At 41.3% G+C, this 14,217-nt stretch carries 10 protein-coding genes; 6 read left to right on the forward strand and 4 right to left on the reverse strand.

From position 1 onward, the window contains the following. Positions 1–110: 110 nt before the first annotated feature. Positions 111–1,766, forward strand: a complete 1,656-nt coding sequence (locus tag CAL6303_RS07470) for a vWA domain-containing protein (RefSeq protein WP_015197236.1) — start codon at positions 111–113, stop codon at positions 1,764–1,766. Positions 1,767–1,845: 79 nt separating this feature from the next. Beyond that, positions 1,846–3,084 (forward strand): serine/threonine-protein kinase, encoded by a 1,239-nt coding sequence (locus CAL6303_RS07475; protein WP_015197237.1) that lies wholly within the window; start codon positions 1,846–1,848, stop codon positions 3,082–3,084. An 82-nt stretch (positions 3,085–3,166) separates the two neighbouring features. Here CAL6303_RS07475 and CAL6303_RS07480 read toward each other — a convergent pair whose 3' ends face one another. Both CAL6303_RS07480 and der read right to left on the reverse strand, forming a co-directional pair. Beyond that, on the reverse strand, positions 3,167–4,102 hold the full coding sequence (locus CAL6303_RS07480; protein WP_015197238.1) for an energy-coupling factor transporter transmembrane component T family protein: 936 nt from the start codon (positions 4,100–4,102) through the stop codon (positions 3,167–3,169). 62 nt (positions 4,103–4,164) lie between these two features. After that, positions 4,165–5,532 (reverse strand): ribosome biogenesis GTPase Der, encoded by a 1,368-nt coding sequence (der, locus tag CAL6303_RS07485; RefSeq protein WP_015197239.1) that lies wholly within the window; start codon positions 5,530–5,532, stop codon positions 4,165–4,167. Between the two features lie 135 nt (positions 5,533–5,667). On the opposite strand from der, the gene CAL6303_RS07490 reads away from it, so the two are divergent. Continuing rightward, positions 5,668–6,546 (forward strand): metallophosphoesterase, encoded by an 879-nt coding sequence (locus tag CAL6303_RS07490; RefSeq protein ID WP_015197240.1) that lies wholly within the window; start codon positions 5,668–5,670, stop codon positions 6,544–6,546. A gap of 65 nt (positions 6,547–6,611) precedes the next feature. On the opposite strand, the gene CAL6303_RS30250 is transcribed toward CAL6303_RS07490, so the two are convergent. Then, positions 6,612–6,755: a hypothetical protein gene (locus tag CAL6303_RS30250; protein ID WP_015197241.1), complete on the reverse strand. Its 144-nt coding sequence runs from the start codon at positions 6,753–6,755 to the stop codon at positions 6,612–6,614. 13 nt (positions 6,756–6,768) lie between these two features. Here CAL6303_RS30250 and CAL6303_RS07495 point away from each other — a divergent pair, with 13 nt between their 5' ends. The 3 genes from CAL6303_RS07495 (at position 6,769) to CAL6303_RS07505 (ending at position 11,598) form a co-directional block, all read left to right on the forward strand. After that, positions 6,769–9,294, forward strand: a complete 2,526-nt coding sequence (locus tag CAL6303_RS07495) for a sigma 54-interacting transcriptional regulator (protein WP_041740338.1) — start codon at positions 6,769–6,771, stop codon at positions 9,292–9,294. 239 nt (positions 9,295–9,533) lie between these two features. Beyond that, complete coding sequence (locus tag CAL6303_RS07500; protein ID WP_015197243.1) at positions 9,534–10,883, forward strand: AAA family ATPase; 1,350 nt, start codon at positions 9,534–9,536, stop codon at positions 10,881–10,883. Positions 10,884–10,896: 13 nt separating this feature from the next. Next, entirely contained in the window at positions 10,897–11,598 is a 702-nt protein-coding gene (locus tag CAL6303_RS07505; protein ID WP_015197244.1) for a Rho termination factor N-terminal domain-containing protein, read from the forward strand. A 142-nt stretch (positions 11,599–11,740) separates the two neighbouring features. Here the strand turns inward: CAL6303_RS07505 and CAL6303_RS07510 are convergent, their stop codons facing one another. After that, complete coding sequence (locus tag CAL6303_RS07510; protein WP_015197245.1) at positions 11,741–14,137, reverse strand: tetratricopeptide repeat protein; 2,397 nt, start codon at positions 14,135–14,137, stop codon at positions 11,741–11,743. Positions 14,138–14,217: the final 80 nt, after the last annotated feature.

Consider the following 14,217-nt stretch of genomic DNA (forward strand, 5'->3'; position numbering starts at 1 on the left):
CGAACAGTAGTACAAATTAGATTAAGTCTTTTTTGAATCAGGGGAGATAGAAGCCAAAATTTATCAACCTGAACTCAAATTCCTGGCTTTATCACTTAGTTCCATAAAATATGCGCCACATACTAACTTATTGCGGAATTGCTTTTTTAGTAATAAATATTATTGGTTGTGAAGCATCCAATAAAAAAACAAGTTCAAGTGTTCCCCAATCTGCCGTCAACAGTAATCCAGCAGGGAGTGCCAATCAAGGTGGGAATGTTGCCAAAACCCAGCAGGAACCGCCATTGAGTTCCTCTAAGCCAAAAGAGCAGGGTTTAGATTCCTCCCAAGAAGCACCAAACGGGGAAAAATATCGCAGTCTGCCAGAAAATGAGTTTCAAAAAGTTAGTTCCAACCCACTTTCAACATTTTCCATAGACGTTGACACTGCTTCCTATAGCAATATTCGCCGCTTTATTAACGATGGACAACTACCACCACCAGAAGCAGTGCGGGTAGAGGAGATGATTAATTATTTTAAATATGATTATGCTCAACCTGCGGGTAAACAACCATTTGCAGTCACAACGGAAGTTGCCACAACTCCCTGGAATCCTCAACACCGGTTAGTACAAATTGGTATGAAATCCCAGAATCCCGGAATCGAGAAATTAGCACCAAATAATCTTGTCTTTTTACTGGATACATCGGGTTCGATGAATGATGCAGATAAATTACCCTTATTAAAAGCAGCTTTACGGTTGATGGTGAATGAACTGCGACCAACCGACAAAGTATCAATAGTTGCCTATGCAGGTTCCGCAGGCTTAGTATTACCAGCAACACCAGGCTCCGCAAAAGCGAAAATCTTGGCAGCACTGGACAAACTAGAAGCCGGAGGTTCAACCGCTGGGGGAGAAGGAATAAAGCTAGCCTATAAAATTGCTACCGACAACTTAATAAAATCCGGTAATAACCGAGTTATCTTAGCCACCGATGGAGACTTTAACGTCGGTATTTCCAGCGATGATGAATTAGTCAAACTCATTGAAAAACAGCGACAAAGCAACATATATTTATCAGTTCTTGGCTTTGGTTCCGGCAACCTGCAAGATAGCAAAATGGAACAACTTGCAGACAAGGGCAACGGTAACTATGCATACATAGATAGCCTTCTAGAAGCCAAAAAAGTATTAGTTAAAGAACTTGGTGCAACCTTACTCACAGTTGCCAAAGACGTAAAAATCCAAGTTGAATTTAACCCAGCTAAAATCCAAGCATACCGTTTAATAGGCTACGAAAACCGCACCCTACAAAGCCAAGACTTTAACAACGATAAAAAAGATGCAGGAGAACTAGGTGCAGGACATACAGTTACAGCATTATACGAAATAGTCCCCGCAGGTATAAACAGCAATGCAGTCCAAGGAAACATCGACCCTTTAAAATACCAAAACCAGCAAATCACTCAAAACGCAGTCAAGAGCAACGAAATTATGCAAGTGAAACTGCGATACAAACCACCCCAAACTGAAAAATCCCAATTATTGAGTTATGCGATCGCTGATCAAGGTTTACAGTTAGAAAACGCCTCAAACAACCTCAAATTTGCCGCATCAGTAACCCAATATGCCATGGTACTACGAAACTCCCCCAGCAAAGGCAACACAAACTTAGACACCATTCTCAAACTAGCACGTCAATCGGTAGGAAGCGACCTAGACGGATATCGTGCAGAATTTATTCGCTTAGTAGAAAAAACAAAAACCCTACAGAAAAGAGTCTAAAATTTCCTCTCTCTTCTCTTCCTCTCTGCGGAACTCTGCGCTTCCCTCTGCGTTTCTCTGCGTTAAAACTCTTAAAAAAATGCTCACCAACAAACCCCAATTCCCCGACTTTAGCAACGAAGGCTACAGCATCGAAACCCTCCTCGGACACAACCTCAGCGGAGGAAGAATCACCTACAAAGCCAACATCCTCGAAACTCAAGAAAAAGTCGTCATCAAACAATTTCAATTTGCTCAAATTGGCGCTACATGGTCAGGATTTGCCGCATTTGAGCGAGAAATTGAACTTTTACGACAACTCAACCATCCCCAAATCCCCAAATGTCTCGACTGTTTTGAAACCCCATCCGGATTTTGCCTAGTCCAAGAATACAAAGAAGCACCATCGCTAGCAACACCACGGCAATTCACCCCCCTAGACATCGAAAAAATCGCCATCGGAGTTCTAGAAATCCTCATCTACCTTCAGCAACAACAACCTGCAATCATTCACCGAGACATCAAACCCGAAAACATCCTCATGGATGCCCAATCCCAGATTTACCTGGTAGATTTTGGTTTAGCACGCAGCGATGAAGAGCAAATGAGCGCCAGTACCACAGTTAAAGGTACACTGGGATTCATGCCACCAGAACAGATATTTGGACGCTCCTTAAGCAAATCAGCCGATCTTTATAGCTTAGGTGCAACCCTAATTTGCTTACTAACCAAAACCCCATCTGCTCAAATTGGTAACTTAGTAGATGAATCCTTTCGCTTCAACATCAAACAACTACTACCAAATATTGCCCCTCGCTGGCAAAATTGGCTAGAAAAAATCACCGCACCCAATTCTACACAACGTTATCCTGATGCAGTTACAGCTTTAAATGAACTGCGACAACTTCAAGTAGTTAGCACCCCCAAAGTCAAATTAAGTCGAAGAATTCCCCAAATAGTCACACTCAGCTTTATTTTTGCAGGTGCGATGACATCCTTGGGACTTTTTCGGGAATCCGAACCTCGCCCTCTTCCCCTACAATATGAAATTACTCCTTACAAACACCACCATTATCGTCATCAGCGGAGAATTCCCCGTCCAGAACTAGGAACAAGCTGTGTGGGATGTGACTTGCGCTACTTGGATTTGCAAGCTGCTGATTTACGCAGCATTGATTTGGAAAACGCTAATTTAACTGGTACTAACCTAGCTGGTGCTGATTTACGCGGTGCATCCCTTAAAGGTGCTGATTTGAGTAATGCTAACTTAATCGGGGCAAATTTAGAAAGTGTGGATTTGGAGGGGGCAATTATGCCGGATGGTTTGATTCATCCCTAGGAGGCAGAGGGGCAGGGGGCAGGGGAGGCAGGGGAGGCAGGGGAGGCATGGGGAGAAGAGACACCCTCAGCTAACAGTTAACTTAAGCTTCATTACCAATTACGAATCTTACTCCCCAAAAAGCTACCAAAATTAGTATCGCCCACCAATCACGCGATCGCATTTTTAATTCGTACCACTCTACGCGGTGTTCGTTAGGACTGGTAAACCCCCTAACTGTCATCGCGTTTGCCATTTGATCTGCTCTTAATAATAGGTTCTGTAGTAGTCTTTCGGCTACTAATAGCCAAACTTTTGCCCCACCTTTTAAACCTAATTTTTTCCAGTTAATTGCCCTTGTCATAACTGAACGAATGAGGTTTTGAATTTCTTCTAAGACTAAGGGTATAAATCGCAACGACAAAGTTAGAGTCAAAGTAATCTCTGTCACGGGTACTTTGAACCTTTTCAACGGCTGCATCAGGTTTTCCATTGCCGAAGTGATTTCCTCTGGTGCGGTCGTTAACAAGTACAAATTAGTACTATATATAACCGTAAATAAAATTGTACTGAGGCGAATCGATAAATTTAAAGAACGGCGAGTCACCCTAACTGGACCCGCCTCAAATAATGTATATTTATAATCTTTAGAGCTTTTAGTGGAATTTTCAAGTTTGGGCGCTGCTGTCGCTTGTGGTGTTGTTTGGGGATTAACTTTGACAACTCCTGCACTAGGTAAACGGGGTTGATAGCTAATTCCCAATCCATCGGGAGTCACTGCCCCAATCACCAACACAAAAAAACATAGCATTAATAACCACCCCATCTGTTGTTGCCAAACTCGGCGAGGTATTCTAGCGATGAGAGTCATAGCAATTAGTAACCCCACCAGTAAAATTCGCCAAAGATTATTAGCAAACAAATAGGTAGTTAAAAAGCTCATCAACCAGATAAACTTGACCCTAGGATCAAGTTTATGCATCCAGGTTTGTGGTTGTTCGAGGTAAAGTCCAATTGGTAAAGAACGAAGTAAGTCCATTGGGAAATATAGGGTGAGAAGTTAGAGTTAAGAATCTTCATAATTCATAACTCATAACTAGATTAAACGCGAGTCGCGCGATTTGAACCTGGACCTACACTTTCCATATCTCGAACCTTCTTACTGCGCCAAAATAGACGGATGGGAGTCCCTTTAAATCCTAATTGCTCGCGGAACTGGCGTTCAATGTAACGTTTGTAGTTATCATTAAAGCGTGTAGCATCATTGACGAATAGCGCGATCGCAGGTGGACCAGAACTGACTTGGGTACCATAGTAAATTTTACCCTGTTTTCCACTACGACTGACTGGTGGTGAGTGCCAGCGCACAGCTTCTTCCAATACTTCATTGACTACCGATGTGCTTACACGACGCTTGTGCGATTCTGCTGCTGGTTTCACCAAATCGAGAATTTTGTCTACCCGTTGTCCACTTTGAGCACTGACAAAAATCATATCTGCCCACTCGGTGAAATTTAACCGCTGTTCAACCTGCTTTTGGTGATCGTAAATTGTGTAGGAATCCTTTTCCACAGCATCCCACTTGTTTACCACAATTACACAGGCGCGACCATCTTCAATGATTCTGCCTGCCAATTTTTGATCTTGGTCGGTGACACCATCAATAGCATCAATCACCATCAATACCACATCTGACCGCCGAATCGCTTTAAATGCGCGGTTGATGCTGAAGAATTCGGCACCATATTCGACATTTTTCTTTTTCCGAATTCCCGCAGTGTCAATGATTCGGTAGGTTTGTCCATCATGCTCAACAATTGTATCAATTGCATCACGAGTGGTTCCAGAAATGGGACTAACTATTGCCCGTTCTTCGCCCACAAATGCATTTAGCAAGCTTGATTTACCGACATTTGGTCGTCCAATGATGGCAACTTTAATTTCATCCACTTCCTCAATATTACTGGTATCAGGGAGATAGGTAATTAACTTATCCATTAACTCACCTGTACCACTGCCGTGGATGGCAGAAATTGGGAAAGGTTCACCTAATCCCAAACTCCAAAATTCAGCAGCTTGAATCAAACCTTGATCTGGAGATTCACACTTATTCACAGCTAGTAGCACCGGGACAGGTTGCTGACGTAGCCATTCAGTAATTTCCTCATCAGCCGCACAGAGTCCAGTTTGTCCATTCACAACAAAAATCGCCGCACTGGCTTCAGCTAAGGCAAGCATTGCTTGTTGACGAATTAGGGGTAAAAACTCAGTATCATCATTAAAAACCAAACCACCAGTATCCACCACCAAAAATTCCCGATCTCGCCAAAAGGATGGCATGTAAGTGCGATCGCGTGTGATTCCCGGCTCATCATGTACAATGGCAGTCTGTTCGCCCGAAAGGCGATTCATAAATGTGGATTTGCCCACATTGGGGCGACCAATAATAGCAACAATAGGTAACTTCATAACAGATAGATTCAGGTTTCAAGACCTGATTTTAACGACAATTGGCAAAGGTCAACTTTAAAAAAATTCGGTAGAAACGGGGTGCAGCTAAGTTATCGCAGGTAAATTTGATTAGTTTTGCAAAAAAATAGGCAAATGGTGAAAAAATATTTCCGAAAAAAGCAAGCCCGAAAAAAACAACTTATCAAGGCGACTTTTCCCAGGGTACAAGTCTTTTCACTGTTGTTGGGAATCAGCCTATTTATATACGCCTATTTTATTGAACCAAACTGGATCGAAATTCGGCAAGTACAAATTACATTACCTCATCTTGCCCCAGAATTTAATGGTTATCGAGTAGTGCAAATTAGCGATATCCATACAGACAGGACAATGACACCAAAGCGGCTAGATCATCTCTTTCAACTCGTAAATCAACAACAACCAGACTTGATCGCTATTACAGGCGATTTTGTGACTCGACATGCTCAACGATTTATTCCCAATCTCCAAAATTCTATCGCTCAACTTCATCCCAGAGATCAAACTGTAGCAGTTTTAGGCAACCATGACTACTGGGCAGATGCGAATGCGATCGCATTTGCACTCAAACAAGCTAATATTTCTCTACTGCAAAATGATATCTACACTATTGAACGCGGTAACTCAAAGCTAAATATTGCTGGAGTTGATGATGTTTGGGTGGGGAAAAGCCGTTTAGATGTGGTTTTGGAAAAACTGCCTCCACAAGGTGCAACCATCCTCCTGGCGCATGAACCCGATTTTGCTGATACTAGTGCCGCAACTAAACGTTTTGATTTACAATTTTCTGGACATTCCCACGCTGGACAAATGCGTTTACCCTTTTTTCGTCCTTTAGTTTTACCACCTCTAGGGGAGAAATACTATGAAGGGCTTTATCAATTTGGTGAAATGAAATTATATACCAATCGTGGTATTGGTATGACTGGATTGCATTTACGGTTTAATAGTCGTCCAGAAATCACAGTGTTCACCTTAAATGCGGCTGCGTAAACGTAGGAGATCCCCGACTTCTTGAAGAATTAGGGGTTCTAGCAGATCATCTGCCATAGCGACACTTAACGACTACGACTGAAAAACACCGCTGCGACTACAATTAAACCTAACATTGCCAAAGGAACCGAGAGATTAGGGACATCTGACCAACTCATCACGTAACCATTATCAGGGATAATTTCTGTTATACCGTAACCGGGCTGCATGGAAAACCAAATGATGACATCTTCAGATAGATTGATTTGGCTACAAGAACGCACAGCTTTAGAAATTCTCTCACCTTCTGTGTTGGAAGCGATCGCGCAAGTGATGGAATTAGAAGTTGTGCCAGCGAACACGACTTTAGTTAGTGAGGGTACTCCTGTGCCAGCGCTTTATATTGTCCAACATGGTCAATTAGAAAGCGAAACAAGTCAAACAAACTCAGCTTTACCTCGTGGATTCCTAACTGGTGAAGTGATTCACCTCAAAGAGTTACTTTTAGATGAGTTAACGCCCTTCGCAATTACTACCCTCTCCGAATGTCGCTTATGGGTTATATCCGCTGACAAATTTCACACCCTAGTGACTCAATACCCAGAAATTAATCAGGCTTTTTCGCGGCTATTGGTGCAGGAATTAGCAGAGGTGACATCTGCTTTAACCTACGAACAAGAAAGGGCTGTAGGTTTGCGTCCATATTTAGTAACTAAAGCCCAGCGGGGAATTGTTGGTACAAGTAGATACGCGGTACGTCTACGTGAGCAAATTCGGGAAGCTGCCAGTGATAGGAAATCTGTCGAAATCTTTGGTGAACCAGGTTTAGAAAAAGATAATATTGCTACTCTAATTCACTTTAGTTCCCTTAAACGGCGAGAACCAATTATTAAAGTCAATTGTAGCATTCTCCAAACTAGTGGCGCAGATTTATTTGGTCGCGCTGGGGGAAAAGCAGGACTGTTGGAATGGTTGGGGGAAGGTAGTTTAATCCTGAATAATATCCAAGAATTACCAAAAGAATTATTACCAGAAATCACCCAGCTACTGCAAACAAATACATATACTCCCGTTAGTCGCACTGGAGAAGCAAAAGCTGAACCTCGCACCAGTCAAGCGAGAATTCTGATTGTTTCCGAAAAAGCTGATTCTCAGATTGAACGGTGTGTAGGTCATGTAATTAAAGTACCACCGTTACGGGTACGTAAAACTGATATCAAAGCCCAGGTGCAATATTATTCCAGTCTTTACAGCCGTGCTAGGGGTCTGGAGAAACAGCGTATTACCCCCGAAGCCTTGCGCCGCTTGCAGTCGTATGATTTTCCCGGTAATCTCAAAGAATTGAAAAATTTGGTAGAACGAGCGATTGTTCAAGCAGGAGAAAGGAAAGAACTTACAGAAGAGATATTTTGGTCAACAGAACCACAGAAAAAGCAATTTCGCGTCAATTTATTAAATGCTTATCCAGCGTTGCGGCGGTTTTTGCGTAGTGACTGGTGGACTGATCGCATTAATTATGGTTTTACCTTTGCCGCCTTTGCCTTTATGGTGGGTGTATTATTTATAGGTCCTCAAACACGCGATCGCAATTTCGCTTTAAACCTATTTTGGGCTTGGTGGTGGCCCTTTTTCCTATTTCTATTCCCCTTTCTTGGGCGGATCTGGTGTTCTATCTGCCCTTTTATGATTTACGGTGAAATTACGCAGCAATTATCTCTATGGTTGTTTCCAAGACAACTCCAGCGCTGGCAACGAGAGAAAGCCGAAAAATGGGGCGGCTGGTTTTTATTTGGGCTATTTACCCTCATTTTCTTATGGGAAGAACTCTGGGACTTAGAAAATACCGCTTATCTCTCAGCTTGCTTGCTGCTATTAATTACCGCCGGGGCAATGATATTTTCCGCCATTTTTGAGCGGCGATTTTGGTGCCGCTATCTTTGCCCAATCGGGGGAATGAATGGTTTATTTGCCAAACTTTCCATGACAGAACTCCGCGCCCAGCAAGGCATCTGTTCCGCCACTTGCACCACTTATCAATGCTACAAAGGTGGACCACAAAAAGGCGAAGGGATGGAAACTAACGGTTGTCCTTTGTACTCACACCCCGCCCAGTTGGAAGATAACAGAGATTGCGTGTTGTGCATGACTTGCCTCAAAGCCTGTCCCCATCGTTCAGTTGAATTTAACTTACGTCCCCCAGGAATTGAACTGTGGACAACTCATGTAGCCCACAGCTATGAAGTCGCATTGTTATTTTTGCTATTGGGTGGTGTATACCTGCATCGATTGCCAGAATTGCAAACTTGGTTAGGGCTAAACTTAGATTTAAATATTTTTTGGCAGCACTTAGGATTGTCTCTGGTAGTTCTGATTGTTCCAGTTACAGTTTGCTTAGTTGCCTATAGCTGCATCAAACTATCTAATTCTGGACGTAAGCCCAAAAAATTTATTGAGCTTGCTTACGGCTACCTTCCATTAGTATTAGGAGGTAACTTTGCCCATTATTTGCGCTTCGGCTTAGAAGAAGGTGGACGAATTTTACCTGTGACATTTGCTACCTTTGGTTTGAGCGGCGAGCAGTTACCCGTATTAATAGCACACCCCGCAGTCATTGACTTTTTGCAAGGCAGTACCCTCATATTTTCCCTGCTGTTAACAATAGTGTTAACGCAAAAAATCGCACGCCAACCTTTAAAAACACTGCTTTGGCAACACCTTGCGGCTACTGGGTTGGCTGCTAGTATGTGGGTGATTATTATTGTGTTTTGAGCTTTATGTCTTCCCCAAGCTATTTTTCATCGCCTGGGAAAGATGTAATATGCTAGTCAAAATACCAATAAGGTTCAGTTAAAGATACGTGATTTCCACACATCAAAAGAAGCCCTCTCCACAGCTTGCTACTTTTCTATATCGTTATTTCTAGGGATGGCAAATACTAGGTTACTTAATACACTAAGTATATATTCCTCCTAAAGGCGACCTGAGTTTGCCTATAAATATTCAATTTTATGGACTCTACCAAGCTTAAACAAGCACTTATTAATCTTCCAAATGCAGCACCAGAGCCAATCGTTTGTAGCGTATTTATTATTCCACAATTACTAGAAGCACTAGGTTTTAGCTCAATGGAAACTGTTCCACAGTTTGCTACTGGGAATAGCAGTGATTCTGTTGATTATGCTGTTCGCAAAAATGTTGACAACGACATTTTTGTAAACACTCAATTAAATCCCTACTTGTTACTAGAGGCAAAAGGAAGAAATATTAACCTCAGTCCAAATTCAGCACAATATAAGGCAGCAGTTCATCAAATTAAACGCTATTTACTCGCCCCAAAATCTAAATCTGCTCAATGGGGAATTATTACCAATGGTAATCATATTCAGCTTTTTAGAAAACACGGCAAGGTGATTCATCCTGCATCCACATGCTTGGAAGTTACTCCAGATAACGTAGATAAGATTGTTTCAGCAATTAAACAGAAAATAGATGAGTCACAAAGAGCTTTGACTGTAGCAGTTTATAACAACAAAGGTGGCGTAGGTAAGACTACAACCACAGTTAATTTAGCCGCAACATTGGCACGTTTAGGAAAGCGAACGCTGATTATAGACTTTGATCCTAACCAACAAGACTTAACAAATTCACTAGGTCTCAAGCCCAAAGGAGATACTATATATTCATGGTTGGTTAATAAGAATAATACACCATCTAATGAATTAATCGAGCAATGTAAATTTTCACCAAAGTCAGGTGTTGTATGGCAGTTTGACATCATTACTAGTGATGAAAAACTTAAATATTCAGAAGAACATGAATTGCGTCGAATGATCAGCCCTGTCAGATTACGACAAGCATTAGAGGCATTTAAATCGAAGTATGATTATATATTAATTGATTCTCCACCAAACTGGCGATTTTTTAGCCGGAGTGCGATTTGTGCAGCAGATGTGGTTTTGATTCCCACCAAGCATAATAGTATTTTTTCTTTAGAAAATGCGGTGTCTGTAATTAAAAATTTCGTTCCGGAAATTCAGAGTCAAAGGAAAGATGGTGGTCCGATTGCCCTACCTATCTTTTTTAATGGTGAGTCGATTACAGATGCTGCAAAAATTCGTGCAGAACAGGCAATAAACGAAATTATAGTCAAATCTGGTAAGGATAAATCTAATCCGATTAATTTAACACCATATTTTTATCCGAGATCGACTTCAACCAAGATAGATCAACACATTTTTGGTATACCCAGTTACGCTGATATCGCATCTGCGGCTTTTACTCGTGTACCTGCTGCTTATAAAAATAAGACAGCCTGCGAGCATTATGTAGCATTAGCGAAAGAATACTTTTTACAATAGGATATTTAAAAATATGAGTTTAAGTAATGTCGGAAATTTGATGTGTCTTTACAGAACTGAAATTAAACCAGGGAAAGCCACAAATGTACCAGATTTTCAAATTAAAGCAGCAGCAAAAGCATTAATTGAATCAGGTGGACGTAATTGGGTTCCAGTGATTGTGAAAGAAATTGCCGAAGATGAATATCAAGTTATTGGTAACTCTTTTGTTTATGCGATCGCTGAGGAAGTAAACTTAGAAAGAGTATGGTGCATTGTTACAGATTCTAGTGATAAAACATCTGAATTAACCAGCATTTTGACTGGTGAGTTAATACCTAAAGTTAATTTATCAACTGCAACCAGAGATGAAATTCAATCAGCCTTAGAATATTTGATTGAAAAACCTAATACTGAGTTAAAAGGAATAAAATTGGCGATTGCCACTAATCGTATTGATGAGGCTCCACGTCAAAGCTGGGAAAACTTAGAGCCGATTACAAACTTGAAATGTGGCATCACTAAGGGGAAGAAATTGGATGCACTTAAAGAGGTTTTTTACCTAACTCCTGAACCTAGCTCAGAAGTTATTACAAAGAAAGTGACAACAGATGCTAATCAGGGATTAAATAATTTGACAACTACACAACTTAAAAATATGGCAAAAGATAAAAAAATACCTGGATATAGCAAGAAAAAAAAGCAAGAGCTAGTTGCCTTATTATCAGTAAGTTAATCTGCAAATAAAACCTGGTATTTAAAAGCCTGTTTAGTGCATAGAATCATAGATTTGATTGAGTCAAGACTGTCAAACATAAGATTCACGGATGTCCAGATCCCCTACTTCTCGCATAAGTCGGGGATCTAGGGCAGATTATTTATTTTGAGCGGTTTTCCAAAAGAAACTTTGCTTCACCAACGCGATCGCTTGTGGGATAGAACTGTACAATTTGTTGTAAATGTTCTGGTTTCCCGCTCAGGTAATAGCTAGAAAATAACAAATCATCTATATATTTGCTCTGAGGAAATCTGATTTTTAATTCGCTGATGATTTGATCTACACGGCTTTGATAATTTTGCTGTATCTGCTTGTAAGGATCTTGAAGATCTCCAGTATAGGAGTAATCAACATCAAAGAAGAAATTTTGCGGTTTCCCTGGAACACCAGCAGGGGGATGGATGCGGAGAGTTTCACCCTTGGGATGATTTTCCCATTGCCATAGCAATGTGGATGCCACCATATACAGGGTTTTTTCCTTCAACTGTGGTGTAATGCGGGGATTCGCTAGCAATTTTTGATATTGAGATATGCCTACGGCATTTTGGCTAGAATCTTGATAGAGCGATCGCACTAACTTAGAATCCCTTATTTTCATGTTACAAACCCACCAAGTTCCACAATCTTCAAAAGGAACATGCCAAGCTCGAAAACCATCCCAAATTGCCATGTAGCCGTTTTTCCAACCACCTGCACCTGCCCAATTTGAAGCTAAACGGTATTGGGAATCGGGGGTGTTTTCCTGTTGCAGTTTTAGCAGATTTTGCCAGCGTTGCCGCTGTTCTGTCAGCATGGTTTGCATTTGCTTTTGAACTTCAATCACTGGAGAGTTCGATTTACCAGCCCACCAGTAAGGATTGTAGTTATAATAACTACCTAAAACATTATTAGACATTTTTGTCAAGTCTAATTTTGCCGAAGTTTCTAAGGCTTTGGCATAATTTTGACCTCTGGCATACCGCACAGATAGAGCATACTGCAATAAAGGAACCATAGGTTTGATTGCTGGTTCCGTTATTAGGGTTTCCAGTTGCTCATTTGTTAAGCCGACATCAAGTAGCGATCGCACATAGGGATAAGCTAGATATATTGCATCTCCATCACCCACAGATTGAGTCATCAATTTATTCCACAACCGCATTGCTCCCATGACATCATTGGTATTCTGCAAACTTCGAGCTAAATGATAGGTGGCATCATCAGCACCTGGATGATTGGGATATTTACTGAGCCACTGTTGCCAATCTTGACTATGTTGGGCGGCTGTTTTCTTGGCGTTGCGCTCTCGGATGGCTTTAGGACGTTCAGCGTGATCAAAGTAAGATGCACCTATTAAATCTCCGTACTCGTGGCATCCCTTGATAAATTTAGATTGTGGGTATTTCTGAGCAATGTTAATTAGGAGATAGTAAGCGTGAGTATTTCTGATAGTATGGCTTTCGTAACCAGTAACGCGGGTGAGGGGATGGATTTGGCTGAGGTCGCCGTTAATTATTTGTTGTAATTGTTTTATACCTTGGGTATCTCCGTGACGTTCCAGTTCTGCTATTGCCCAAACTTGATCCTTTGATTTGGGATCATTGGCTTCAGATTGCAAAACAGCCTTGCCAATGGGGGAAATTTTCCCCGCTTTAACTTGTCCTAAACGTTCTACCAGTAAGCGTTCCTGGGTTGTTACTGGCAGATTGCGGTAGTAAGTTATTGCACTTTTGATTTGACTAGAGTTAGGTTTTGTCAAACGCTCAAATTTAGACCATTCAGGTAAATTTAGCGGTGATTCTGTGTTTTCTGGTGGCGAAGGATATACTTTGTCATAACCTAAAACCGCTGCTAAAAAATCTTTGTTGAACTCAGACTCATTAAACTGGTAATAATTGCGATACTCTAAGGTAGACGGTTCTGGTTGCAGATTTTGTTGGGCTAGTTTAATTAAGCGATCGCGTGTTGCTTTTTCGTCTAAACCAAACTCTTTCTGCCAAGCTTTTTCATTTTTATCATCATAGGTGCCATCAGTTAGGTTTTTCAGACTGGTTGTCACCAAACCAATGTCTGGTGTAGTTAGTTTTCTTTGAATCTGACGAGTTAACCATAAAGTTGTGTAAGGTTTCCCCAAACTGCGAATCCCCAGCACTGCGTATTCTTGACGCACAGCATCTTTGGAACGGGTGTAATAGTCCAGTAGGGGATAAGCTTTTGCTCCATATTTCTTCCAAACTGGGTTTTGGGGTTTACCCTTTCCCCATTTCAGAATCATAATATCTTGACGAATAGCTGCGGCAATCTCCATCCATTCAGGATTAGTTCGCAACTTATCCCGAATTTCTTCATCGACTTCAACTTGCGTTAGTTGTTCTGGAGTTAGTTTTTCTGCTTGCTGCGCTGCTATTTGCGGAGTGGGAATTTTTTTCCCAGGTTGAGATAGTCCCTGATATAACAAACTAGATATTCCCAATGTCAGGGTGCTAACTGCTAAATATAAGTAATAACGCGACTGCATAGTTTATAGGTAGTGGTTAAATATACATAAATAAACCTGTATTATATTTAGCCATAAATCCGAACAAAAAAAATGAGTAG

The sequence above is a fragment of the Calothrix sp. PCC 6303 genome, assembly GCF_000317435.1.
Lineage (GTDB): Bacteria > Cyanobacteriota > Cyanobacteriia > Cyanobacteriales > Nostocaceae > PCC-6303.

Excerpts from the sequence above, each read along its gene's own strand:
- CAL6303_RS07470 (WP_015197236.1), top strand. The coding sequence starts at position 111 with ATGCGCCACATACTAACTTATTGCGGAATTGCTTTTTTAGTAATAAAT.
- CAL6303_RS07475 (WP_015197237.1), top strand. The coding sequence starts at position 1,846 with ATGCTCACCAACAAACCCCAATTCCCCGACTTTAGCAACGAAGGCTAC.
- CAL6303_RS07480 (WP_015197238.1), bottom strand. The coding sequence starts at position 4,102 with ATGGACTTACTTCGTTCTTTACCAATTGGACTTTACCTCGAACAACCA.
- der (WP_015197239.1), bottom strand. The coding sequence starts at position 5,532 with ATGAAGTTACCTATTGTTGCTATTATTGGTCGCCCCAATGTGGGCAAA.
- CAL6303_RS07490 (WP_015197240.1), top strand. The coding sequence starts at position 5,668 with ATGGTGAAAAAATATTTCCGAAAAAAGCAAGCCCGAAAAAAACAACTT.
- CAL6303_RS30250 (WP_015197241.1), bottom strand. The coding sequence starts at position 6,755 with ATGCAGCCCGGTTACGGTATAACAGAAATTATCCCTGATAATGGTTAC.
- CAL6303_RS07495 (WP_041740338.1), top strand. The coding sequence starts at position 6,769 with ATGACATCTTCAGATAGATTGATTTGGCTACAAGAACGCACAGCTTTA.
- CAL6303_RS07500 (WP_015197243.1), top strand. The coding sequence starts at position 9,534 with ATGGACTCTACCAAGCTTAAACAAGCACTTATTAATCTTCCAAATGCA.
- CAL6303_RS07505 (WP_015197244.1), top strand. The coding sequence starts at position 10,897 with ATGAGTTTAAGTAATGTCGGAAATTTGATGTGTCTTTACAGAACTGAA.
- CAL6303_RS07510 (WP_015197245.1), bottom strand. The coding sequence starts at position 14,137 with ATGCAGTCGCGTTATTACTTATATTTAGCAGTTAGCACCCTGACATTG.